The sequence below is a fragment of the Haloferax sp. KTX1 genome, assembly GCF_902410085.1.
Lineage (GTDB): Archaea > Halobacteriota > Halobacteria > Halobacteriales > Haloferacaceae > Haloferax > Haloferax massiliensis.
In genome coordinates, this window is sequence record NZ_CABPRH010000003.1 from 94,199 (window position 1) to 116,094 (window position 21,896).

The following is a 21,896-nucleotide window of genomic DNA, read 5'->3' on the forward strand; positions in this document are numbered from 1 at the left end:
TAGGTAGCTCTGGAACGAGTCGTTCGGTATGTCGTTCGAATCCGACCTTGAAGCGACTGCCGAGACTGCAGACGACCTCCCCGATGCGGAGGACGTCTTACAGGACCGCGATGAGATTCCGATTCGAGAACTGTTCGATTCGGCGTTCATGACCGCCTATACCGACTTCGATAGCTTCGACGAGATGGTCGAGGCCAGTCCGTCGGATGTGACCTCCGCCGACGACCTGTCGTTGGTTCCGGACGGGACGTGGGACGAGTTCGTCGCCGAGACGACGGTGTTCGACGATGAAAGAGAGATGGTGTTCGCGGTCCGCGACCACTGGGTCGCCGACCAACTCGGACTCGACGAATCGCCGTCGAGTCAGTAGTTCCCGGTCGTGACAATCGGCGGCGGCGTGTGAGGACCGTACGGCGCGTCGTCGAGGTACTCGCCGGCCGGTTCGAAGTACGCGGCGAGCGACGCCGCGGCCTCTTTTCGGAGCACCGTCACCGGGTCGTCGCCCTGCAGATAGTCGAGGGCCTGACCCGCGGCGTCGAGGTTGTACTCTGCCGCCTTCTCTCGGCGAGCGGCGAATAGCTCCACCTCGTCGCGGGCGACCGCGTCGCTGTGCGCCCGGTAACCGACCGCGACGGCGGACGCCGCCTCGTCCGCGTCGGCGACCCCGGAGTTCATCCCCCGAGCGCCGAACGGTGCGAGCAGGTGCGCCGCCTCGCCCACCAAGAGGACGCGGCGATGTTCGTCGACGAAGCTGTCGGCCATCACCTGCAGGAACCGATACGTGGACACCCACTCGATGTTGTCCACGTACTCCTCACCCATGACTGCCGCGACGAATTCCCGCATCCGCTCGTCGCTGGTGAGTTCTTCGGGGTCGTCTCCCTCGATGCACTGGATGTCGAGCCGCCAGCCGCCGGTAAACGGGACGAGGAGGACGTTCCGGTCGCCGACGGCCGGGTCCGCGTAGTGAAACAGCCGTTCGAACGGAATCGGGTCGTCTTCGACCTCGTCGACGTCGGCGATGATAAAGGAGTTCTCCGACTGGTCGCCTTCGAACCGTGCGTCGATTTCCGACCGGACGGTCGACCCCCCGCCGTCGGCTCCGACGAGATACGGCGTCTCCCACGTCCGTCCGTCCGCCGTCTCGACGCGGACGCCGTCGGGACTCGACTCGACGGTCTCGACCGCCGCGTCCCAGTGGATGTCGATGCCGGCTTCGGCGAGCGCCTCGTGCATGTACGCCTCGGTCGTCACCTGCGGAATGCTCGTGAAGTGGGGGATGTCGCCCGACCCGCCGGGATTGTCGTACGTCCGCGAGAACACCTCCGTCCCGTGATAGAGCGTCCGCCGAGTCGGCCAGACGAGGCCCTCTTCGACGAGGTCCGTCCCGAGTCCGGGATGAACGCGTTCGAGGGTTCGGAGCGTCGCGCCGTGCACGTAAATCGCTCGACTCCCCGAGCGGTCGCGGTCTTCGGACTCGGCTTCGACAATCGTGACGGGCACCCCGCGGGCGTGTAGCGCGAGCGCCGTGGTCATGCCGACGGGGCCCGCTCCCGCGACTAACACCGGCGATTCCGTGTCATCGTTCGTCATCGGTGATAGCATATCACGATACGACTGGGATATACGTTGTGGTCAGCGCAGTCATTCCCGTGGGCTGACGGGTGGACGGTGCACTCACCGGGTCGCGAGTCGCGTTCGACGGGCCGCTCGTCACGAGACTAGTCATCGACTCGTCTCGTGGTCGTTGGCGGGTCCGTACGCACGAGAAAACGTTATAACGGTTGCCGAATCTTAATGAACTATGTTAGCAGTGGCCGATCTCCGCAAGGAATTCGGTGGACTAGTCGCGGTCGACGACGTGAACTTCGAGATCGGCCGCGGGGAAATCGTCGGACTCATCGGTCCGAACGGGGCCGGTAAGACCACGTTGTTCAACAGCATCACGGGCGTTCTCCAACCGGAAACCGGGTCGCAGGTCACGTTCGACGGAACCGACATCGTGGCGCTGGAGACCCACGACATCGCGCGGAGAGGCCTGGTTCGGACGTTCCAAATCGTCCGCGTCTTCGACGAGATGACCGTCTTCGAGAACGTGATGACTGGCGCGCTGTTCGGCACCGACGAGTCGATTTCACAGGAAGAGGCCGAAGAACGCGCCCGCGACGCGCTGGCGTTCATCGGCCTCGCGGAGAAAGCGGAGCTGACGACCGGCAACCTCCCGATTGCACAGAAAAAGCAGCTGGAACTGGCGCGCGCGCTCGCCTCTCGGCCGAACTTACTGCTCTTAGACGAAATCGCGAGCGGGCTCACGCCCGGCGAGATAGCCGACCTCACCGACACGATACGGCGACTCCGCGACGAACGCGGCATCTCCGTCTTCTGGATCGAACACATCATGGACGCCATCATGGGCGTCGCGGACCGCATTATCGTCCTGAACAGCGGGCGGAAGCTCGCGGAGGGGACGCCCGCCGAAATCAGGGACAACCAGGCCGTCGTCGAGGCCTACCTGGGGGACGAAGCATGATCGAAGTCGACGAGATCGACGTGTCCTACGGCAACATTCAGGTGCTGTGGGACCTGTCGTTCAGCGTCTCCGAAGACGACCGCGTCGTGTCCATCGTCGGACCGAACGGCGCGGGTAAATCGACGCTCCTTCGGGTCATGTCGGGCCTCCACCCGGTCGACGACGGCCGCGTGACCGCGTGGGGCGACGATGTGGCGGGCATGGAGCCCTCCGATATCGTCAAGCGCGGGTTCGTCCACGTCTCCGAGGAGCGGAACCTGTTCGGCGACATGAGCGTCCGCGAGAACCTGGAGATGGGCGCGTACACCCAGCGGGGGTCGCTCGACGAGACGATGCGGGAGGTGTTCGAACTCTTCCCGATTCTCGAAGAGCGACAGGACCAACGCGCGGCCTCGATGAGCGGGGGCCAACAGCAGATGCTCGCTATCGGTCGCGGACTGATGGCGAGGCCGAAGATTCTGGCGCTCGACGAACCCTCGGAGGGGCTCGCGCCGAAGATAACGAACCGGGTGTTCGAGAAAATCGAGGAGATCAGCGATAACGTGACCGTACTCCTCGTCGAACAGCACGTCCACAAAGCGCTGGGACTGGCCGACCGGGCGTACCTCTTAGAGAACGGCGAGATAATCACGGAAGACACGGGGCCGTCGCTGTTGGAGTCGGACCACATCAAAGAGGCGTACCTGTAGCGCCGACGCGGTTCTGATTCTCACGGGACGGTCGCTTTTCTGCGGGCTGTCGGGCTGCCACTCTCGGTCGTTGGGGCGGTGAGCCGTCGCTGTATACCACACGAGCACATCGAGGCTCGCCCGTCCGGAAGACTCGCGTCGTGGCGTGAAAACGATGGTCCGCGTAGGACTGAAAACAGGAAGGAGACGTTCGAATCCGAACCACCCGGGTCAGCGGCTTTCGACGTCCGTGCCACCCCCCTCCGGTTCGTCAGTGAGACCGAGGTCGCTCAGCACGTCTCGGGCGGAGCGAACGACGCCCTGTCGGAAGTAGAGGAACAGCACGATGAGGAGCGCGCCGAAGATGGCGGACCGCCAGGTCTGGAGGCTCTGGGCCGAACTCAGGAACTCCTCGATACCGACGATGATGGTCGCGCCGACGATGGGCCCCATCGTGGTCCGCAGGCCCCCGACGACGAGGACGATGAGGACGATGACGTCGACGGCGATGAACGTGAAGCCACCCGGGAGGATGTACCCCGACTCGCGGGCGAAGAACGCGCCGACCAAGCCGATGAGGAAGGCGGCGACGAACCCCGCGATGGTCTTGTATCGGACGACGTCGATGCCGATGGATTCGGCCGCGACCTCGTCTTCCCTGATGGCGTCGAACGCGATGCCGTACTTCGAGTGGACGAGTCGGAGGTAAAACCCGAGCGTCGCCACGAGCAGGAGCAACACGAGGTAGTAGAGGACGAGCTTCGTCTCGATGCCGACCGCGTCGGCGACGACGTCGAGTCCGAAGTACTCGTACGGGAACCCGGTCGACCCGCCGGTGATGCTCCGAGCGCCGACGAATATCTCGCTGAACACGAGTTGGAGGTTCAGCGTGAGAATGGAGATGAGGACGACGGTGAAGTTGCGCTTGGCGGAGACGTAACTGACGAGGAGGCCGACGAGGCCGCACGCCAGCGCCGCCACGGGGAGCGTGACCCACGCGGAGATGGCCAACGCGTCGGCCAGAATCGCCGTCGTGTAGGCTCCGAACCCCGCCAGCCCGCCCATGAACAGGAACAGTTGGTCGGTGTGTCCGAAGACGATGTTGAGCGCGACCGCGAACAGCGCGATGAGCAGGAGGTGGGCGAGGACGCTCTCGTAGTAACTGCTCCCGAGGACCGCGAGCGGTGCGAGCGCGAACACGACCGCCACGATGGCGACGTTTCGAACCTCGGTCCCGAGCGACGGTCTGGAACTCATGATATCGCCTCCGGCCGGAAGAGAAGCACGACGATGGCGGTCGCGAACAGGATGATGGTCGCGACGTACGACCCGACGAAGAAGTTGGCGAACTGGTTGACGAGCCCGAGGAAGACGCCGGCGCTGATCGCGCCGACGAGGCTCCGGACGCCGCCGACGATGGAGATGATGAGCGCGAACGTCGTGAACTCGAACCCGTTCGACACCGCGACCGCGGAGCCGGCGGCGAACACCAGCCCGCCGAGTCCGGCCACCGCGGCCGAGAGGACGAAGATGAGCGTCCGAATGCGCCGCGGGTTGACCCCGACGAGACGCGCGCCGCGTTCGTCCTGAAACACGGTCCGGGTGGCTTTCCCGAGGAACGTGCCGCGTAAGAATCCGAACAGGACCGCGAGGACGACGGTGCCGATGGCGACGATGATGAGCGAACTCCCGGTGAGCGCCGCGCCGCCGACGGAGACGGTGCCCACGTCCAGCGGGAGCGTGTACCGCGACGGGAAGTAGTTGATGAGGACGCCGTCGAGGAAGACGGTCAACCCGAGCGTCGTGAAGATGCCGAGGAGGATGCGTTCCTCGCCGTCCGACCGGTAGACGAGCGAGAGAATCGTCCGGTCGACGACCAGCCCGAACAGCGCGACCGCGACGAGTGCGACCGCGCCGGCGACGACGAGCCCCATGCCGCTGTTGACGGCGAGCGTCGCGACGAGCACCGCGAGGACGGCGAACGTGCCGATAGCGAGGTTGAGCACCTCGCCGAGGCCGAACACGAGGGTGATGCCCACGCCGAGCAGGGCGAGGAACACGCCGAAGGCGAGGCCGTCCATGGCGACGCCCAGTAACGTACTCGCCGTCACCATACCGGACACCCCCTGTCCCGAGTCGTCGTCGCCGCGCCGCTCCGAGCGGCGAACCGGGCGACGGCGGTACCCCGACCGAATCGCGCCATCATTGGTCAGCGGGGAGTGCGGGCAGCGCGTCGGTCCGGAACTGCTCTTCGAAGCCGAAGTTCCCCTCGGGGAAGTACGACGGCGCTTCCGACGTCAGTTGGCTGTATATCTGCACCTGATTTTTCAGCTCGCCGTTCTCCGTGTACTCGATGGGGTTCGCGAACAGGGTGTCGAACCTGATGTTCCGAATGGCGTCGGCGATGGCCGTCGAGTCCGTCGAACCGGCGTCTTCGATGGCCTGCGCCAGCATCTTCCCCGAGACGTAGCCGTACGCGGTGTGGGTGTCGAACTGGTTCCCCGTCGCCTCGCCGAAGCGCCGCGCCACCTCCGCGAACTCGTCGCTGTACACGTCGGTGTTGTGGACGTGAGTGAACCCGCCTTCGAAGGCGAGGTCGCCGAGCGCGCCCGCGATGACGCTCGGCGGGAAACTCGGGCCGGTGACGACCTCCGGCGAGTACCCGAGTTCGTTCAGCTGGCCCGCGATGCTGAGCGACCCCGGCGGGTGGCCCGTCGCGACCATCATCTCCAAGTCCTGCGGATATCTCCGGATGAACGATCTGAAGTCGCTCGCGCCGACCGGCGCGGCCTGCACGTTCACGTCCACGTCGAAGTGTTGTTGAATCCCCGCCTCGACGGAGCGGCCCCACGCGTAGTCACCGATGATCGCGCCGACGTTCGAGTAGCCGGCCTCGGCGACGAGGCTCGCCTGCGCCTGCATCGTCGTGGCCGCCGGAAGCAACCCGACCCGGAACGTGTAGGTCGTCTCCGGGGTGATTGCCTGATTCGTCCCGGACATGTGGAGGAGCATCGGGACTTCGAGTTCCTGTGCGGTGCGTGCGGTTCGGATGCCGACGTCTGACGAGACGGGACCGACCGTCGCAACAGCGTTCTCCTGTTCGACGAACCGGCGGAAGATGGTGTCGGCCTGTCCGGCGTCGCTCTGTGTGTCCGACTCGACGATTTCCAACTGCCGGCCCAAGACGCCGCCGTCCTCGTTGACCTCCTGAACGGCGAACGCGAGCCCGGCGCGGTGGGCGTTCCCCCACGGGGTGAACGACCCCGAAAGCGGCTGGAGCGAGCCGATGACGATGGACTCCCCGGAGCCGCCCCCGGAACTGTCGGTCTGCCCCGTCGTTCCGCCGCCTCCGGTTTCGCCCTCGGTCGTCCCCGTCCCGTCTTCCGTGCCGGACCCGCCACCGGCGCATCCCGCGAGCAGTCCGACGCCTGCAACACCGCTCAGTTTCACGAAGTTCCGTCTGCGAATTGGGTTCTTCCCGGCCATGAATATCATCATCGATTAGTGGGGTTAAATAACTTTGTGGTGTGTTGTCGTCCGACTAGACTGGCTGACACCTCTGCGGTCCCCCGCCAGCGAACGGCGGGTTTGGCGGTCAACGTGGCTGACCGCGCGCCCACGCGAGAGCGAGGCGTCGGACACGAGCACTTATTACTCCGTTTGAGTGACTTACTGTTCGATGTCACAACGCTACTACGAAGACATCCCGGTCGGAGACGTTCGGGACCTCGGCACGTATACGGCCGACCGAGCGGAACTCCTTCGATTCGCCGAGCGCTACGACCCACAGCCGATTCACGCCGACCCGGACGCCGCCGCGGAGACGATGTACGGCGGCATCATCGCCAGCGGCTGGCACACCGCGGGGTCGTGCATGCGCTTGCTGGTAGACGGGTTCCTCGCGGAGACGGCGACGCTGGGGTCGTTCGGACTCGAAGAACTCCGTTGGGAAACCCCCGTGTACCCGGGCGACACCATCCGCGTGGAGGCCCGAATACTGGAGAAGACCGAGTCGACCAGCCGCGACGACAGGGGGTACATCACGACCGAAGTCGAAGCGACGAACGAGGCCGACGAGGAGGTCATCTACTGGCGGGCGACGAACATCTTCCTGACGAAGCCGGCCGACGCCCCCCGATGATACGCCACGCCCTTGCCGACATCTGAACCCTATTGTACACCGATAGTAAATCACATCTCATGCGAGTTATTGACAGCCACCAACTCCGCTTCGGCGAGATGGCCGGCCCGCTCGTCCACGGGGCGAAGTTCTTCGACTGGCAACTGATCTCGACGCAGGTGTTCGCCCGCGAGGTCGGCTACTCGTTCGAGGACCTGGTCGCAGACGACGCGATTCCCTACGCGCCCGTCGGCGTCGATACGACCGTCTATCGGTATCCCGCCTTCGGCGAGACGGTCTCGGTCGACGTCGAGGCGACCCACGTCGGCGACTCCAGTCTCGAACTGGTGTACGAGGCGACCGACGGCGACGGCGAACCGCTCTCGACGGCGCGGATGACCCACGTGACGATCGCCCCCGAAGGGGGTGCGCTCTCGCTCCCGGCAGACGTCAAACAAACGCTGGCCGACCACCGGGTCGACCGGACGGTCGACGCCGGCCCCGGTGACGACCCCGAGAGCGACCCGAGTCGGTTTCCCACGTTCGAGGAGTCGTTCAGCGTGAACGCGCCGCACATCGAGTCGTCCGAACTCGCGTACTTCGAGGAGTACCCGCGGTTCGCCGACGTCGCGCTGGAGTCGTTTCTCGCGGCGGACGGGGTGAGTTTGGCCGCGATATCGGGTGACCGACAGCCGTACCGCATCCGCGACTGGCACTGGGAGTTCAAATCGCCCGTCCGATTCAACTCGGAGCTCGCGGTCGAAAGCGACGTTCGGGCGGTCGACGACGACGCGATTCGAGTCGAACACACGTTCCGAACCGAGGGGAGCGTTCGGATATCCGGCGTCACCGAGTACGGGTGTTTCGACCGAGCGGGGAATCCCACGACGTTCACTCCCGATATGCTGACTCCATTCGAAGGCTAGCGAAATCACCCGTCTCTGTGCCGCTCGTCGGTATCTTCGCGTCTATCGCCCCGACGGTTGGCCCCCTCAGCATACAGGTGGTTATTACTGAACACACCGCAAGATATTTCGTGATTAATATTGATTATACAGCCAGCCCATGCAAGAGAAGATACCCGAGTCGTACCTACCAGACGTGGGACCGAAGCTCGTTCACGCGTTGCCGGAGCTCCACTACCCGGAGCACGTCAACGTGGTTACCGAACTGGTCGACCGACACGTTTCGGAGGGACGAGGGGACAACGTCGCCATCCGGTTCGAAGACGAGGAGCTGACGTACGCAGAACTGCAACGACAGGTCAACCGCCTCGGGAACGGCCTCGTAAATATCGGCGTCGAGCCCGGCGACCGCGTGGTCGTTCGGTTCACGAACCGCCCCGAGGCAATCGTCTCCTGTCTCGCCGTCCAGAAGATCGGTGCGGTGGCGCTCCCCTCGATGAAGCTGCTCCGCGCGGCCGAACTCGTCCACATCATCAACAACGCCGAGGCCTCGACGGTCGTCGTCTACGACGACCTCCTCGACGAGATCGACGAGGCGCTTCCGCGAACCGACACGGTCGAGAACGTCGTCGTCGTCGAGCGGAACGGCGTCGAACACGACCACACGGACTACGACGAGCTGACCGCCGCGGCCGACGACGACCTCGACGCGTACCAGACGACCCGCGACGACCTCGCGCTCATGCTCTACACCTCCGGGACGACGGGCGAACCCAAGGGGGCAACACACACGCACAGACAGGTGCTGGCGACCGCGGACAGCTACGCCCGGTACTGTCTCAACCCCACCGAAGACGACGTCTTCGGCGGGAATCCGCCGCTCCCCTTCGCCTACGGCTACGGCGACTTGGTGACGATGCCGCTCCGGTTCGGCGCGACCACGAGCCTCGTCGAGAACGCGTCTCCCGGCGACCTGCTTCAGGCCATCGAAGACCACGGAATCACGGTTATCTGCTCGATACCGACCGCGTACAACCAGATTCTTCAGAAGTACCCCGACGGTCCCGAGGAGTACGACGCCTCGTCGCTTCGGATGGCAATCAGCGCCGGCGAACCTCTGACGCCGAGCACGTTCGACAAGTTCAAAGACAGCTACGGCGTGGAGATTTACGACGGCATCGGCACCACGGAGATGCTCCACATCTTCGTGAGCCACCGGGAGGGCCAGGACATCGACCCCGGAGCGACGGGCTACCCGGTCCCCGGCTACGAGTGTAAGGTCATCGACCCCGACACCGGCGACGAGCTTCCGCGCGGCGAGGCGGGTCTGCTCGCGGTTCGCGGGCCGACCGGCATCTCGTACTGGAACCGCCCGGAGAAACAGGAGAACGCGCTCGTCGACGGCTGGAGCCTCCCCGGCGACATCTACATTCACCGCGAGGACGGCCGGCTCGAATACAAGGCCCGAGAGGACGACCTCATCATCTCCAGCGGCTACAACATCCCCGGTCCGGAAGTCGAGGCAGTGCTACAGGAGCTCGACGAGGTCTCCGAGGTTGCCGTCGTCGGCGCGCCCGACGAGGAACGCGGACAGGTGGTAAAGGCGTTCGTCATCCTCGCAGACGGGTTCGAAGCGAGCGACGAGCTGACCGACTCGCTCCAGAATCACGTCAAGAACACGCTCGCGCCGTACAAGTATCCGCGTCGCGTCGAGTACGTCGACGAGCTTCCGCGGACCGAGACCGGCAAGATTCAGCGCGTGAAACTCCGCGAGCGCGAGCGCCAGCGGCAGGAAGCCTGAGAATCGGGCGGTAAGACGATGTGGTGTCGGAGCTGTTTCGCCCCGGAAGAACGCGGTCGCAGTCGAACGACTACCGCCGGACGTAGCCGCCGTCGACGTGAACCGTCTCGCCGGTGATCCAACTCGCGGCGTCGCTGGCGAGGAACACCACCGCGTTGGCGACCTCTTGGGGGCGGCCGACCCGTTCGAGCGCGTACGACTGCCCCAGTTTCTCGCGGTACTTCTCGACGAACGCCTTGGTGGACGGCGTCTCGACGGTGCCCGGACAGACGCAGTTGACGCGGACGCCGGACCCGCCGACCTCCTTGGACATCGTCTTCGTGAACGAGCGGTTCGCGGCCTTCGCCGCGCCGTACACCGCCAGTCCGGGGTCGTTCCCCCGGTAGGACGAACTCGCGTAGTTGACGACGACGCCGTCGCCGCGCTCGACCATCCCGGGGAGGGCCGCGTGCGTGCAGTTGAGCGTCCCGTACAGCGAGACGCCGAGCTTTTCGTCCCAGTCGGCCGGCTCGGAGTCGAGGAACTTCTCGACGCCCGCCACCCCGGCGTTGTTGACGAGGACGTCGAGCGAGCCGAACTCCTCGACGGTCGCTTCGACCATCGCCACCGCCGCGTCGTACTCCGAGACGTCGGTTTCGAGGCCGACCGCTCGGACGTCGTGGGCGTCGGCGATTCGCTCCGCGACGGCCGCTGCGCCCGCGCCGTCGATGTCGGCGACGACGACGTTCGCTCCGAGGGCGGCGAAGGCCTCGGCGACGGCCTCGCCGATGCCCTGTGCGGCGCCGGTCACGCAGGCGGTTCGCCCCTCGAAGTCGAAGCCGTCTCTGATGTCCGGCGAGTCGACGGTCACGGCTTTACTTCCCCTCGAATTCCGGTTGCTCGTCGCTTCCGAAGGCGTCGATTGCCTTCGCGTAGTCGTCGGACTGCGCGAGGGCGGGCCACGCGTGGCTGGCGTACTCGATCCCGGCGTCGTAGCCGACGTTGCGCGTGATGTTGACCGCCTGTTTGATAGAGCGGACCGCGAGCGGCGGTTTGCTCGCGAGTTTCGACACCAGTTCGTCGACGCGTTCGTCGAGCTCGTCGGTGTCGGCGACGACGTCCGTCAGGATGCCGCTGTCGGCGGCTTCGGCGGCGCTGAGTTGGTCGCCGGTCATGGTGATTTCCTTGGCTCGGCTGGCACCGACCATCGTGGTCAGCCGTTGTGCCGCGGCACCGCCGGGGAGAACGCCGAAGTTGACCTCGGGCTGACCGAACGAGGCGTCCTCGACGGCGAACCGGAAGTCCGACGACATGACGATTTCGAACCCGCCGCCGAGACAGAGTCCGTCGACGGCGGCGACGACGGGCGCATCGTACTCCTCGAAGGCCGCACACATCTCACAGAAGAGGTCGGGAACGCGCTTTTTCTGGTGATACGTCGAGAAGTCGCTCATCTCACCGACGTCGAGTCCCGAACAGAACGCCTTGTCGCCCGCGGAATCGACGATGACGGCCCTGACTGCGATGCCGTCGGCCTCGTCGTCCAGCGCTTGGAAGGCGTCGAAGGCGTCGATGAGGTCGTGTTGCATCTGGATGTTAATCGCGTTCATCGCCTTCGGGCGGTCGAGCGTGATACGCCCCAGTCCGGTCTCCTCGTCGAACGACCAGTCGATGGTCTCGAAGTCGGTGTCTGACATCGACTGTCATTTCCCTAGCGGGCTATTAATACTTAACGACGCTCGTTTCCGCCGTCACAGCCGGTCCGTATACAGAACCGTATACGATTCGTCGGTCGTCGTGTCACATCGTGTGAATCCGGCTGAGGCGGCCTAATTATTACAGACGTATGAGTGTAATGTACTTTGCTGGAGACCGTCGTCGAATCCGACCGATTCGGGTTCGCACGACATCGAGAATGAGTAAATTACAGTCATATGGTTGTAATACTCTTCGCGGATACTTTCTGGAACGACCGTGATGAATACCGCCCCGGCCCTGTATACATATACGTATACACATCCGTTGTTCGAGCACCGCACTGGGGGACTCGTTGGCACGGTGATTTCGTCGTGGTGTTCGAGAAGCGACTGCTCGAAGGTCGGTATCGCCGGCCAAAAACGGACGAAAAGGTGGGTTTCAGGGGCCGCAGTTCGACCGAAGCTTCAGGTCCGACCGCGCTTTTGCGACGCAGGTCAGGACGTAGCCCTCGTCTTTTTCGGACTCCGAGAGGAACATCGCCTCCACTTGGTCGACCTCACCCTCGACGACCCGGAGGGCCGAACAGACGCCGCAGACGCCCATTCGGCACTGGTACGGAAGGTCGACTCCGGCCTCTTCGGCGGCCTCCAACACCGGTCTGTCGTCGGGAACTTGGATGGTGCGCCCTTCGTCGACGAACTCGACTTCGTAGTATTCGACCATGTTAGAGGCGTTCTTCGTAGACGAGTTCGACGGGGTCCAGCCCGTGGGACTCCAGCATGTTCGCGGCGGCGTCGTCGTCGGCCAACACGTCGATTCGGTAGTAATCGACCGCCCGCGGTTCTTCTTTGAACCACACGGCCGCAGCGTCGAGTAACTCGCCGGCGACGCCCGCGCCGCGGTGTTCCTCGCGTACGAAGAGGCCGTGGACGTAGCCGTGGTTCGCGAGTCGAAAAATCGGGTGGTCGCCCATCACGCGAGCTTCGAGCACGCCGACCGGTTCGTCCTCGCCGTCGACCTCGGCCAAGAGCACGGTGCCGTACTTCGAATCGACGAGCTGGTTCTCGAAGTAGCGGAGCCAGCGTTCGTCGGCCTGGTCGCTGTGCCCGTATCGGTCGTCTAACCGCGAGAGGTGGTTCGTGAACCCGTGCCAGAGCTCCAGTATATCGCTTCCATCTTCCTTTTCAGCGTGACGTGTCTGAATACCCATACAACCGATACTGGAGCCGACTGCCTAAAATATTCGTATCGAACTATATGTCGAGTTACATTACGGCCGGCGCGTCGCCCGCGTCGGGGACGGGGCAGAGAAACATTCATAACGTTCGACTCTAATGGTTTGATGAGTTCGATTAGATAAGCCATGCCAACGGAAAAACAATTTAAGAACCAGCTACAGAACGGTCGCATGATCGAAGACGAGTCGGAGATGACCGAGGGGTACAAGAAGGCGCTGAAGGCGACCCTCAAGGTCTCGGCGGACACCGAACTCATGAGTGCGCCCGCGTACTACGAGATGTCGATGAACGCGCCGACGCTCGACTCGCGTGCGTCGTGCATCAGCGTCATCCAAGACGAACTCGGGCACGGCCACATCGCCTACCGACTGCTCGAAGACCTCGGCGAGGACCGCGAAGAGCTCATCTACGAGCGCGAGCCGCACGAGTTCCGCAACACCTACGGCTTCGACCAGCACCTCGAAACGTTCGCGGAACTCGTCTGCGGGCACGGGCTCTTCGACCGCGCCGGGATGGTGCTCCTGAGCGACATCGAGGCGAACACCTCGTACGCACCGTGGAAACGCGCGCTCCGGAAGGTCGGAAAGGAAGAGCAGTTCCACCTCCGTCACGGCGAAACGTGGATGCGCCGGCTGGTCAACAACTCCGAGAAGACGAAACGGCGCGTGCAGGACGCGGTCGACTGGATGTTCCCGATGGGAATCGAGTGGTTCGGCATGCCGGACGGCAAAAAGCACAACACGGACCAACTCGACTACCGCATCAAGGGGAAGACCAACGACGAGCTCCGACAGGAGTGGATGAGCCACACCGTTCCCCTCGCGAACGAACTGGGCCTCGACGTGCCCGCGCACTTCGACGACGAGACCGAGGAATACGTCCTCGAATACGACATGCCGGTCGCGTTCGACGCCGACAACAAGGAATGGCGCTTCGACGAGCCCATCGGCTGGGACGACGTCCTCGACCGGTGGCGCTCGCGCGGCCCCGCCAACGAGAAGTACGTCAACATGCTCCAATCCGGCACGTTAGAGGTGGAAGTGTAGCATGAGCGCGAACACCGCAGGTATCGGGACGGCCGGATTCAGCATCGGACCCGAAGAGGACGCCGACGAGTTCGAACAGGAGCTCTGGGCGACCGTCGACGAGGTCCCCGACCCGCACATCCCGGTCAGTCTGGTCGACATGGCGATGATTTACGACATCGAGGTCGACGCCGGCGAGGTCACCGTCACGATGACCTACCCCTGTATGGGCTGTCCGGCCTACGACATGATTCAAGACGACGTCCGCGCCGTCCTTCGGACCGTCCGCGGCGTCACCGACGTCGCCATCGAGGTGACGTGGGACCCCGTCTGGTCGAAAGACATGCTCACTGACCACGCGCGCGAAGAACTGCGAGACGCAGGAATCGGCCTATGAAGTACCACGTATTCACCCGCAACAGATCCGGAGACGACATGATACACGCAGGAACCGTTCAGGCGGATTCGGACCGCCTCGCGCGAATCTACGCCCACCGAACGTACGACGAGGAGGACTGGGACTTCATGGGCGTCGTCCGCGAGGAGGACCTGCTCGAAGTCGACGAAGAACCCATCAGCAGTCGGGGTGTCGCATGAGCGCAGACGCCGAGAGTCGCTGGCCCGAGGTCGCCCGCGACTACGTGCAGGCCATCGCCGACACGAAGTTGCTCCTCGGACAGCGCTACGGGGAGTGGATGCTGAAGGGTCCGAACCTCGAAGACGACATCTCCGGCGCGTCCAACGGGCAGGACGAAATCGGGCAGGTTCGACAGCTGTTCCGCCTGCTCGAACAGCAGGGCGTCGACCGCGACTGGCTCGAAACCGACCGCGAGCCGGCGGAGTACGCCAACGCGCAACCGCTGGACGAGGAGGCGGAAGCGTGGCCGACGTTCATGGTTCAGGTCGCGCTCTCGGACCGCGCCGCGTGGCTCCTGCTCGACGCCATCCAACACGAGGACTTCACCGGCATGGTCCAGAAGATGGGCGAAGACGAGTACTTCCATCTCGAACACCACGACGCCCGCCTCGAAACGCTGGCGGTCGACCAGCCCGAGGCGGTCGAAGCCGCTCTCGAACGCTACTTCCCGGGCATCCTCGCGTTCATCGGTCCCGCGACCCACGACGCGGGCGAGGACCCGCTCGTGGAAGCGGGGTTCACCGACCGCGCGGTCGCCGAGATTCGCGGCGCGTTCCGCGAGCACTACGTGGACCTGTTCGCGGGGACCGACGTCACCGTCCCCGCACTGACCGACGACGTGCCGGACCCCGACGAGTGGGACGAGAAGCGACGCCGGAGCGGCGACGGTCACATCGGCCGGGGCGTCGCCGACCAACTGCAGGGCGTCACGAACAGGGAGTACGTCATCGAATGAGTTCCACCGAGTCGTTCGGCGACGGGAACGGGGCCACGTCGGACCACAGCATCGACACGGACGACGGCGACGGGGATGGCAACGAACCCGAGGCGGTCTGTCCGTTCTGCGGCTCCGGCGACACGGAACGCGAATCGAGATTCGGCGGTGAGGTCTCGAAGAGCCAGTACTACTGCAACGGCTGTCGAACCGTCTTCGAGCGCATCAAATACGACGGCGCGATTCCGTCGACCGGCCGCGACCGAGACGGCACGCGCTGAACCGGAACGCGCCCGTTCGCCTTCGTCCTATCCGAGTTTTCGAAAGTCCCACGAGACGGTTCGCTCGGGCGTCACCGCGATTTTGACGCGCTCGTGACCGCTCGCGTCCGGGATGGACTTCACGGTGCCGAACAGCGCGCGCTCGATGTCCGCCACCCGTTCTGGGTCGCCAACGACGGCGGCCGGGCCGCGCCACTGGACGCCGCGGTGCTCGGCGTATTCCGATTCTCCGGCGTCGACGACCGCCGCTGCGACGCCGGTCGACCTGATGTTTTCGACCTTGACCGAGTCCGCGTCGGTCTCGAAACAGAGGCGGCCGTCGACGACCGCCGCGGCGACCGGCACGACGTGCGGCAGGCCGTCCGGGCCGACGGTGGCGACGCGGGCGACCGGGGCCTCCTCGATGAGCGCTACCTGCTCCGCCCGAGAGAGGGCGATTCTGTCGTAGTTCCGAGCCATGGGCGGCGCTCAGAGCCCCAGCGCCGCGCTCGCCACCGTGGTCTTTTGAATCTCGCTGGTGCCGCCGATAATCGAGAGGATGCGGGCGTCGCGGTAGTACCGTTCGAGGGGGTAGTCCGTCCGATAGCCCTTCCCGCCGTACACCTGCATGGCGTTTCGTGCACAGAGCTCCGCGGCCTCGCTCGCCGTGAACTTCGCCCGCGACGACACGCGGGTGTCGCCCTCACCGTCGGCGATGCGGACGGCGGAGTCGTAGACGAGACTGCGGGCCGATTCGAGTCGGGAGTCCATCTCCGCGACGAGCACCTGCACGGCCTGATACTCGCCGACGGCCTGACCGCCCTGTCTCCTGTCGCCGGCGTACTTGACCGCCTCGTCGAACGCGGCCCGGCCGATTCCACAGCCGATGGCCCCGAGTCCCGTCCGGGCCATGTCGATGGTGCCCATCGCGATGCGGAAGCCCTGACCGACGGCTCCCAAGAGCGCGTCCGCGTCGACCGCGACGTCATCGAACGTCGAATCGCCGGTGACGTGCCCGTGCATTCCGAGATACTCCCCTCGCTCGAACGAGAACCCGTCGACCTCGTCGGGGCTGGGGACGAGGAAGACGCTCACGCCGTGGGAGTCCTCGGGCTGCGGCCGTTTCCGAGCGACGACGAGGTGGACGTCGGCGACGCCCGCGTTCGTCCCGAACGACTTCTCTCCGGAGATTCGGTAGCCGGTGTCGGTCGCCTCGGCGACCGTCCCGAGTTCCGTCGGCGACGACCCCGCGCCGGGCTCGGTCAACAGCATCGACCCGACGGCGTCGCCGGCGACCATGTCGGGAAGCAGTCGCTCGCGCTGTGCGTCGGTGCCGAAGTTCAACACGGGGAGCATCGCGAACGTGTGGCCCTGAATCGTCTCCGCCACCGCGCCGCTCTCCTCGGCGATGCGCTCTATCGCGAGGCAGTACGAGAGGAAGTCGCCGCCGAGGCCGCCGTACTCCTCGGGAACGAGAATCCCCAACAGCCCGGCGTCGCCGGCGGCCTCGACGACGTCACGGGGGAACTCCCGACTTCGCTCGATTTCCTCGGCGCGAGGGGCGAGCGACTCCGTCGCAAACGATTCCGCGCGGTCCAGCACGTCGTGGTGCTCCTCGGAGAGAGCACGCTCCAGTAACGTCATACCCTCCCCTCGTGTGTCGAGGACCTTATCTGTAACGCGAAACGGCGACCGCTCGGTCAGCAGTCGACGCCGTCGAACGACCGAGCGTCCCCACCGACGTATCTGTCCGGCCCGACACCGACTCGTTCGGCCAGCCCGCGGTCGGCGGCGAACGCCAGATGCGCGGCGGCCTCGCCGGTCCCCATCTTCGCGTGGATGCCGCGCATCTCGCCGAACAGCGAGCGCGCGACGGCCCACGGGGTAACACCGTCGCCGCCATCGCCGTCCCGATTCGGAAGCGCCGCGACGGCGTTGCGGACGCGTTCGGTGTGATGGGCGCGAATCGCGTCGATTCGGTCGACGAGCTCGACTGACGAGCCGTGGCCGGGGAACCCGACCGGCGGGGCGTCGGCCACGCTGGCGCGCTCGCGAACGCGGTCGAGCGTGTCGAGGTACGTCGCGAGCGCGTCGGTCAGTCTGGTGTCGGTCCCGCCGACGTTCGGCGTGTACGTCGGGAGGACCGCGTCGCCGAGAAACAGGGCGTCTCCGGCGTCGAACACGACGTGCCCCGCGGTGTGTCCCGGCGCGTGAACGACCTCGATGCCCCCCACGGTTGCACCGTCAGTGAGTGTGACGACGGGGTGTTCGTCGGGCATCGGAGACGGCTCGTCGGCGTCTCGAAGCGTCGAAACGAGCGGGTCGGGGACCCCCCACTCGCGGAGGCGGCGGGCGTCTCGGTCCAGTCGGCGGCTCCGCGCGGCGGCGTACTCCGCGACCAACGGCGCGTCGGCCTCGTGCAGGGCGAGCCTCGCGTCGGCGGCCGCCGCGAGTCTGGGAGCCAATCCGGCGTGGTCGGCGTGCCAGTGCGTGACGACGACCGTCCCGACCCGTTCGACGGGGAGTCCCGCCGCCGACAACCCCGACCGCAGAACCTCCCACGACGCGTCTCCCGGCGGCCCCGGGTCGACGACGACGCCGCGGTCCGGGAGCACGTACGTGCTGTTTTCGCCTTCGGGGCTCGCGGCGGTGTGCGCGATGCGTTCTATCCTCCCGTCGGGGCTCACTCGTCACCACCGTCCGTCGCGTCGCCTCGCTGTCCCCGCGGTTCGTGTTCGTCGCCGTGGTCGAACCCCATGTCGGTCCAGTCGGCCCGGACGGCCTCTCGAAGCGCCTCGGGATACATGGTCTCGAAGGTGACCCGCGGGGCGATGAACTCCTCGTCCCACCGGGGGTCCCACGCGGCGTTGACGTAGACGTTCGCGCCCGTCGCGCCGTCCTGTCGGTAGTACGGCGCGCTCGCCGCCGGCGCGGCGGAGTCGGAGAACTCCCAGTCGTTCGCCGGATGCGCCTTCACCCAGATGTCGTCGAACGCCCGCGCGAGGTCCATCGGACGGGTCTCGGTGTCGAGCACGACGATTTTGTCGAAGAGCCGCGAGAACGAAAACAGCGTGTTGGCGAGTTGCCACTCGAAGCCCGCATAGAGGATTTCGCTGGCGACGAGGCAGATGCCGAGTCCGGTCTCCGCGGGCAACGCGAGCCACTCGACCGGCGCGACGCCCCAGTAGTTGTTCACGCGGCCGTACAGACGGGCGGATTCGATGACGGAGAGGAGCGCGCGGCCGTCGGCCATCGGCGCGCCGGTCGGCGAGAACGGAACGACCGGGTTCTCGCGGACGGTCACCCGTTCGGCGCGGGCCTCGATGGTCGCCGTCTCCATCGCGTCCTCCCACGGCTCCCGAGGCGTCTCGGGCGCTCGACCCGCGTCGTCGCCGTCGTCGCGATCCGTAATCGTCGCTTCCACGAGCACCTCGCTTTCCGCCGGGACGACTCCCGCGGCCGTCGCGGCCACCGGAACCGGTCCGAACACGTTCGCGATGGCCGGTGCGCCGGCGACCTGCGTCTCGCCGACCCAGCGCATGATTGCACCCACGAGCGCCGCCGGCGGCGTTCCGAGCGCGAACGAGACGGTCGTCCCCGCGGCGACGTCGGCGGCGAGGTCCGCCGGAACCGAGAGCCTGAGCCCGTTGCTCCCGCGGACCGACCCACGAACCGGGAACCACTCGACCGCGTCGGCATCGACCGCGTCGGACGCCCGCTCGTCGTCGGCGTCGTCCTCGCTGTCGGCATCACCCTCGCAGTCGGCCGTTTTCGAGTGTGCGCCGAGTCCGAGGGTGACCGACGGGACGCCGGTGTCCGAGACCGCCGGGAGTCCCAGCGACCGGAGGTCCGACACCGTCTCCGTGGCGGCCGCGGGTTCCACCGCGGGTACGGGGCCGCCGTGCCGGGCGGCGACCAGCGCGTCGAGCACGTCGAGGTAGCCCGCGTCGAAGCCGAGCCCCAGCGCCGCGCCGAGACGCGACCAGGGGTCGCGCGAACGCACAGCGAGCCGGTCGGGCCCGCCGAGCCCCCCGGCGAGGAGTCGCGCGTGGCCGCCGGCGTCCGTGAGGAGCAGGGCCGGCCCGTTGGCCCGCGCCGCCTCGGCGCTCACCGCGAATGCGGCGTCCGCCCAGTGCGTTCGCTCGTCGATTCGGGCCAGGTCGTCGGCGTCGTCGAGCCGGTCGAGCAGGTCGCGAACGCCGAGCATTACAGGCTCCCTCCGTCGGCTTCGTCGACGGTGACACCGGCCGCCGAGAGGATTTCACGGGCGCGTTCCCGGACGAAGTCGTCGTCGACGAGGCCGGCGTCGGCGCGGTCCCCGTCGTCGTCGCCCGAGGTGGCGTCGATGTACGCCTTCGTCGTCTTGGTCTTGGACGTGCCGGTCTCGCCGTCTCCCTTCTCCTCCGGCGTCTGGTAGATGTTCAGGGGGACTTTCGGCATCGCGACCGTGCCGAACTGGTGGAAATCTGACTCCGGGTCGGCGTGGAGCGCGAGCGATTCGAGCACCTCTCGAATCGACAGCGGGTCCACGTTCGAGTCGACGAACACGAAGAAATCGACGTGGAGCATCCCCCACGTGGTGAAGATGAAGTTCGCCAGTTCGTGGAGGTAGCCGGGGCGGGACACGTCGGTCGACACGACGTAGACGGTCCGAGAGGTGAACCGCCACGGAACGCACTTCTCGACGTCGTAGCCCGCCGTTCGCAGGCCGAGCGTGGCGTCGGGCCCGACGCACGCCACTTCGACTGTCGCGCTCGTGTTCAGCGTGTGGCCGACGCCCGAGCCCTCGACGCAGAACGGTATCACGGGCCGTCGTCGGTGGGTAATCGCGTCCACTTGGAGGACCGGCATCGAGCGGCGGGGGCCGTGCATGTAGCCGAAGTAGTCCCCGAACGGTCCCTCGTCCAGTCGCTCGTTCGGCACGACGTGGCCCTCGACGACGATCTCGGCGTTCGCCGGCACGAGCAGGTCGTTCGTCTCGCACTCGACGAGTTCGACCGGCTCGCGCTTCAGGCCGCCGGCGAACCCGGCCTCGTCTCGCCCCGTGGGTATCCACATCGAGGAGGTCACCTGCGTCGCGGGCTCGCCGCCGATGACGAGCGCGACCGGCATCGGCTCGTCCCGACGCTCGTACTTGTAGTAGTAGATGTTCGGCGTCTGCTCGCCCGCGAGGAGAAGCAGGCTCGCGCGCTCGCCGTCCTGCATCATCGCCCGGTGGACCGACCAGTCGATCCACTCCGAGTCGGGGTCCTTGACGACCATCGTGTGGAGGTTCGAGTACCGTCCGCCGTCGCCGGCGTGGATGTACGGCCACGGCAGCGACAGCAGGTCGGCGTCGTCGCCGCGCCGGACGACCTCCTTGCAGGGCGCGTCGCCGCCGTCGACGGTTTCGGGAGCGATAGGTCGCTTGAGCCGGTCGATGACCGTCTCGTAGTACTCGTCGGCGGACAGCCCCGGGTCCAGTCCGAGCGCGAGGGCGATTCGGTCCCACGGCCGCCGCCGACTGCCGCGGTACGGGTCGCCGACGAGTCGCGCGTCGATGTCCGTGTCCGCGACCGACTCGAAGAGCGGAATCCGGTCGTCGCGCTGGTTCGCGAGCATCGTTATCGCGCTCGCTTCGAGGTCCCACGAGACCGACCGGTCGATTCGAGCGACGTCGCCCCGGCTTTCGAGACGCGAGACGTACTCGCGGAGGCTCTCGGTGGGGTGGTCGGCGCTCACGTCTCGTCACCACCGGTGAGCCGCCGCGAGAGGTCGTCCTGTTCGAGGCGGACTCGCCGCTCGACGTATCGGTCGAGGAGCAGCGGACGGGTCTCGGCGAGGTGTTGGGTCACGAACGTCCGAACCGCCTCGGAGACGGAGTCGTACTCCCCGGTCTCGACGAGGTACGTGACGAGGGCGCGGACGTCCTCGCTCCGCACCGTGACCACGTCGGACTGCGTTCGACTCTGCTCGATGCACCGGTCGAGGACTCCGTCGTCGACCGGGGCCCCGTCGAGGTCGGCCTCGATTATCTCGATGTACCACTGCTCTTCGACGTTCTCGTGGGGGCCGCGCAGCACCGTCAGCGGCTCGGGGTCGTCGAGTTCGTGACTGTCCCGCGAGAGGCGCGCACGCGTCTGAAATATCTCCTTCGTCTCCTGATTCGTCACCTGGACCGTCACTTCTCCCCCCGTGTCCGACGGCAGGTGGTCCTCGGACGTGATGTACTGCGGACTCATCCGACACACCACCGTTCGTCGACTGCCAGCGCCATCAACGACGCGCTCGCGGTGCCAGTACACCCCGTCTCCGTGCCGAAATCACGCGTGGGTCGGTTC

25 protein-coding genes are annotated in these 21,896 nt (G+C 66.0%); 11 read left to right on the top strand and 14 right to left on the bottom strand.

What is annotated here, in order from left to right:
• Nucleotides 1-28 precede the first annotated feature (28 nt).
• Nucleotides 29-370, top strand: a complete 342-nt coding sequence (locus FY251_RS06735) for a hypothetical protein (RefSeq protein WP_148414023.1) — start codon at nucleotides 29-31, stop codon at nucleotides 368-370.
• Here the strand turns inward: FY251_RS06735 and FY251_RS06740 are convergent.
• Complete coding sequence (locus tag FY251_RS06740) at nucleotides 364-1,593, bottom strand: FAD-dependent monooxygenase (RefSeq protein WP_148414024.1); 1,230 nt, start codon at nucleotides 1,591-1,593, stop codon at nucleotides 364-366. The two genes, FY251_RS06735 and FY251_RS06740, sit on opposite strands and share 7 nt — an antisense overlap.
• A 211-nt stretch (nucleotides 1,594-1,804) precedes the next feature.
• Between FY251_RS06740 and FY251_RS06745 the strand changes: the two genes are divergently transcribed.
• A complete protein-coding gene (locus tag FY251_RS06745) occupies nucleotides 1,805-2,530 on the top strand; it encodes an ABC transporter ATP-binding protein (RefSeq protein ID WP_148414025.1) in 726 nt (241 codons plus the stop codon).
• The gene (locus FY251_RS06750) at nucleotides 2,527-3,219 is read left to right on the top strand and encodes an ABC transporter ATP-binding protein (protein WP_148414026.1); all 693 of its coding nucleotides are present in this window, start codon (nucleotides 2,527-2,529) and stop codon (nucleotides 3,217-3,219) included. Before FY251_RS06745 ends, FY251_RS06750 begins: the two co-directional genes overlap by 4 nt.
• A 210-nt stretch (nucleotides 3,220-3,429) precedes the next feature.
• On the opposite strand, the gene FY251_RS06755 is transcribed toward FY251_RS06750, so the two are convergent.
• From FY251_RS06755 to FY251_RS06765, 3 genes are all read right to left on the bottom strand, one after another.
• Nucleotides 3,430-4,455, bottom strand: coding sequence for a branched-chain amino acid ABC transporter permease (locus FY251_RS06755; protein WP_148414027.1), 1,026 nt, complete (start codon nucleotides 4,453-4,455; stop codon nucleotides 3,430-3,432).
• Entirely contained in the window at nucleotides 4,452-5,312 is an 861-nt protein-coding gene (locus FY251_RS06760; protein ID WP_148414028.1) for a branched-chain amino acid ABC transporter permease, read from the bottom strand. The genes FY251_RS06755 and FY251_RS06760 overlap by 4 nt, the downstream gene beginning before the upstream one ends.
• Before the next feature lie 88 nt (nucleotides 5,313-5,400).
• Nucleotides 5,401-6,684 (bottom strand): ABC transporter substrate-binding protein, encoded by a 1,284-nt coding sequence (locus FY251_RS06765; RefSeq protein ID WP_148414029.1) that lies wholly within the window; start codon nucleotides 6,682-6,684, stop codon nucleotides 5,401-5,403.
• A 193-nt stretch (nucleotides 6,685-6,877) separates the two neighbouring features.
• Between FY251_RS06765 and FY251_RS06770 the strand changes: the two genes are divergently transcribed.
• From FY251_RS06770 to FY251_RS06780, 3 genes are all read left to right on the top strand, one after another.
• On the top strand, nucleotides 6,878-7,339 hold the full coding sequence (locus tag FY251_RS06770; protein ID WP_148414030.1) for a MaoC family dehydratase: 462 nt from the start codon (nucleotides 6,878-6,880) through the stop codon (nucleotides 7,337-7,339).
• Nucleotides 7,340-7,398: 59 nt separating this feature from the next.
• Complete coding sequence (locus tag FY251_RS06775; RefSeq protein ID WP_148414031.1) at nucleotides 7,399-8,244, top strand: thioesterase family protein; 846 nt, start codon at nucleotides 7,399-7,401, stop codon at nucleotides 8,242-8,244.
• A gap of 139 nt (nucleotides 8,245-8,383) precedes the next feature.
• Nucleotides 8,384-10,024 carry an acyl-CoA synthetase gene (locus tag FY251_RS06780; RefSeq protein ID WP_187367360.1) on the top strand — a complete coding sequence of 547 codons (1,641 nt, stop codon included), beginning with the start codon at nucleotides 8,384-8,386 and terminating at the stop codon, nucleotides 10,022-10,024.
• 70 nt (nucleotides 10,025-10,094) lie between these two features.
• On the opposite strand, the gene FY251_RS06785 is transcribed toward FY251_RS06780, so the two are convergent.
• From FY251_RS06785 to FY251_RS06800, 4 genes are all read right to left on the bottom strand, one after another.
• On the bottom strand, nucleotides 10,095-10,874 hold the full coding sequence (locus FY251_RS06785) for an SDR family NAD(P)-dependent oxidoreductase (protein WP_148414032.1): 780 nt from the start codon (nucleotides 10,872-10,874) through the stop codon (nucleotides 10,095-10,097).
• A gap of 4 nt (nucleotides 10,875-10,878) precedes the next feature.
• Entirely contained in the window at nucleotides 10,879-11,700 is an 822-nt protein-coding gene (locus FY251_RS06790) for an enoyl-CoA hydratase/isomerase family protein (protein WP_148414033.1), read from the bottom strand.
• 439 nt (nucleotides 11,701-12,139) lie between these two features.
• Complete coding sequence (locus tag FY251_RS06795) at nucleotides 12,140-12,424, bottom strand: 2Fe-2S iron-sulfur cluster-binding protein (RefSeq protein ID WP_148414034.1); 285 nt, start codon at nucleotides 12,422-12,424, stop codon at nucleotides 12,140-12,142.
• A 1-nt stretch (nucleotide 12,425) separates the two neighbouring features.
• On the bottom strand, nucleotides 12,426-12,911 hold the full coding sequence (locus FY251_RS06800) for a GNAT family N-acetyltransferase (protein WP_148414035.1): 486 nt from the start codon (nucleotides 12,909-12,911) through the stop codon (nucleotides 12,426-12,428).
• Nucleotides 12,912-13,109: 198 nt separating this feature from the next.
• On the opposite strand from FY251_RS06800, the gene FY251_RS06805 reads away from it, so the two are divergent.
• The 5 genes from FY251_RS06805 to FY251_RS06825 are packed head-to-tail and all read left to right on the top strand — an operon-like array spanning nucleotide 13,110 to nucleotide 15,597.
• Entirely contained in the window at nucleotides 13,110-13,985 is an 876-nt protein-coding gene (locus FY251_RS06805; RefSeq protein WP_187367361.1) for a Phenylacetic acid catabolic protein, read from the top strand.
• Nucleotide 13,986: 1 nt separating this feature from the next.
• On the top strand, nucleotides 13,987-14,361 hold the full coding sequence (locus FY251_RS06810) for a metal-sulfur cluster assembly factor (protein ID WP_148414037.1): 375 nt from the start codon (nucleotides 13,987-13,989) through the stop codon (nucleotides 14,359-14,361).
• Between the two features lie 38 nt (nucleotides 14,362-14,399).
• Nucleotides 14,400-14,561 (top strand): phenylacetic acid degradation PaaB family protein, encoded by a 162-nt coding sequence (locus FY251_RS06815; RefSeq protein WP_255516603.1) that lies wholly within the window; start codon nucleotides 14,400-14,402, stop codon nucleotides 14,559-14,561.
• Entirely contained in the window at nucleotides 14,558-15,337 is a 780-nt protein-coding gene (locus FY251_RS06820; protein WP_148414039.1) for a Phenylacetic acid catabolic protein, read from the top strand. The genes FY251_RS06815 and FY251_RS06820 overlap by 4 nt, the downstream gene beginning before the upstream one ends.
• On the top strand, nucleotides 15,334-15,597 hold the full coding sequence (locus FY251_RS06825) for a hypothetical protein (RefSeq protein WP_187367362.1): 264 nt from the start codon (nucleotides 15,334-15,336) through the stop codon (nucleotides 15,595-15,597). The genes FY251_RS06820 and FY251_RS06825 overlap by 4 nt, the downstream gene beginning before the upstream one ends.
• Nucleotides 15,598-15,624: 27 nt before the next feature.
• On the opposite strand, the gene FY251_RS06830 is transcribed toward FY251_RS06825, so the two are convergent.
• The 6 genes from FY251_RS06830 to FY251_RS06855 are packed head-to-tail and all read right to left on the bottom strand — an operon-like array spanning nucleotide 15,625 to nucleotide 21,797.
• Nucleotides 15,625-16,056, bottom strand: a complete 432-nt coding sequence (locus FY251_RS06830) for a pyridoxamine 5'-phosphate oxidase family protein (protein WP_148414040.1) — start codon at nucleotides 16,054-16,056, stop codon at nucleotides 15,625-15,627.
• Between the two features lie 9 nt (nucleotides 16,057-16,065).
• Nucleotides 16,066-17,220 (bottom strand): acyl-CoA dehydrogenase family protein, encoded by a 1,155-nt coding sequence (locus FY251_RS06835; RefSeq protein WP_148414041.1) that lies wholly within the window; start codon nucleotides 17,218-17,220, stop codon nucleotides 16,066-16,068.
• Between the two features lie 56 nt (nucleotides 17,221-17,276).
• Entirely contained in the window at nucleotides 17,277-18,263 is a 987-nt protein-coding gene (locus FY251_RS06840; protein ID WP_148414042.1) for an MBL fold metallo-hydrolase, read from the bottom strand.
• Nucleotides 18,260-19,783, bottom strand: coding sequence for a UbiD family decarboxylase domain-containing protein (locus FY251_RS06845; RefSeq protein WP_148414043.1), 1,524 nt, complete (start codon nucleotides 19,781-19,783; stop codon nucleotides 18,260-18,262). Before FY251_RS06845 ends, FY251_RS06840 begins: the two co-directional genes overlap by 4 nt.
• Entirely contained in the window at nucleotides 19,783-21,297 is a 1,515-nt protein-coding gene (locus FY251_RS06850; protein ID WP_148414044.1) for a UbiD family decarboxylase, read from the bottom strand. Before FY251_RS06850 ends, FY251_RS06845 begins: the two co-directional genes overlap by 1 nt.
• Nucleotides 21,294-21,797, bottom strand: coding sequence for a hypothetical protein (locus FY251_RS06855; RefSeq protein WP_148414045.1), 504 nt, complete (start codon nucleotides 21,795-21,797; stop codon nucleotides 21,294-21,296). Before FY251_RS06855 ends, FY251_RS06850 begins: the two co-directional genes overlap by 4 nt.
• Between the last annotated feature and the right edge of the window lie 99 nt (nucleotides 21,798-21,896).

Coding starts and splice junctions, on each gene's coding strand:
- FY251_RS06735 (WP_148414023.1), top strand. CDS start 29: ATGTCGTTCGAATCCGACCTTGAAGCGACTGCCGAGACTGCAGACGAC.
- FY251_RS06740 (WP_148414024.1), bottom strand. CDS start 1,593: ATGACGAACGATGACACGGAATCGCCGGTGTTAGTCGCGGGAGCGGGC.
- FY251_RS06745 (WP_148414025.1), top strand. CDS start 1,805: ATGTTAGCAGTGGCCGATCTCCGCAAGGAATTCGGTGGACTAGTCGCG.
- FY251_RS06750 (WP_148414026.1), top strand. CDS start 2,527: ATGATCGAAGTCGACGAGATCGACGTGTCCTACGGCAACATTCAGGTG.
- FY251_RS06755 (WP_148414027.1), bottom strand. CDS start 4,455: ATGAGTTCCAGACCGTCGCTCGGGACCGAGGTTCGAAACGTCGCCATC.
- FY251_RS06760 (WP_148414028.1), bottom strand. CDS start 5,312: ATGGTGACGGCGAGTACGTTACTGGGCGTCGCCATGGACGGCCTCGCC.
- FY251_RS06765 (WP_148414029.1), bottom strand. CDS start 6,684: ATGGCCGGGAAGAACCCAATTCGCAGACGGAACTTCGTGAAACTGAGC.
- FY251_RS06770 (WP_148414030.1), top strand. CDS start 6,878: ATGTCACAACGCTACTACGAAGACATCCCGGTCGGAGACGTTCGGGAC.
- FY251_RS06775 (WP_148414031.1), top strand. CDS start 7,399: ATGCGAGTTATTGACAGCCACCAACTCCGCTTCGGCGAGATGGCCGGC.
- FY251_RS06780 (WP_187367360.1), top strand. CDS start 8,384: ATGCAAGAGAAGATACCCGAGTCGTACCTACCAGACGTGGGACCGAAG.
- FY251_RS06790 (WP_148414033.1), bottom strand. CDS start 11,700: ATGTCAGACACCGACTTCGAGACCATCGACTGGTCGTTCGACGAGGAG.
- FY251_RS06795 (WP_148414034.1), bottom strand. CDS start 12,424: ATGGTCGAATACTACGAAGTCGAGTTCGTCGACGAAGGGCGCACCATC.
- FY251_RS06800 (WP_148414035.1), bottom strand. CDS start 12,911: ATGGGTATTCAGACACGTCACGCTGAAAAGGAAGATGGAAGCGATATA.
- FY251_RS06805 (WP_187367361.1), top strand. CDS start 13,110: ATGATCGAAGACGAGTCGGAGATGACCGAGGGGTACAAGAAGGCGCTG.
- FY251_RS06810 (WP_148414037.1), top strand. CDS start 13,987: ATGAGCGCGAACACCGCAGGTATCGGGACGGCCGGATTCAGCATCGGA.
- FY251_RS06815 (WP_255516603.1), top strand. CDS start 14,400: ATGATACACGCAGGAACCGTTCAGGCGGATTCGGACCGCCTCGCGCGA.
- FY251_RS06820 (WP_148414039.1), top strand. CDS start 14,558: ATGAGCGCAGACGCCGAGAGTCGCTGGCCCGAGGTCGCCCGCGACTAC.
- FY251_RS06825 (WP_187367362.1), top strand. CDS start 15,334: ATGAGTTCCACCGAGTCGTTCGGCGACGGGAACGGGGCCACGTCGGAC.
- FY251_RS06830 (WP_148414040.1), bottom strand. CDS start 16,056: ATGGCTCGGAACTACGACAGAATCGCCCTCTCTCGGGCGGAGCAGGTA.
- FY251_RS06835 (WP_148414041.1), bottom strand. CDS start 17,220: ATGACGTTACTGGAGCGTGCTCTCTCCGAGGAGCACCACGACGTGCTG.
- FY251_RS06845 (WP_148414043.1), bottom strand. CDS start 19,783: ATGCTCGGCGTTCGCGACCTGCTCGACCGGCTCGACGACGCCGACGAC.
- FY251_RS06855 (WP_148414045.1), bottom strand. CDS start 21,797: ATGAGTCCGCAGTACATCACGTCCGAGGACCACCTGCCGTCGGACACG.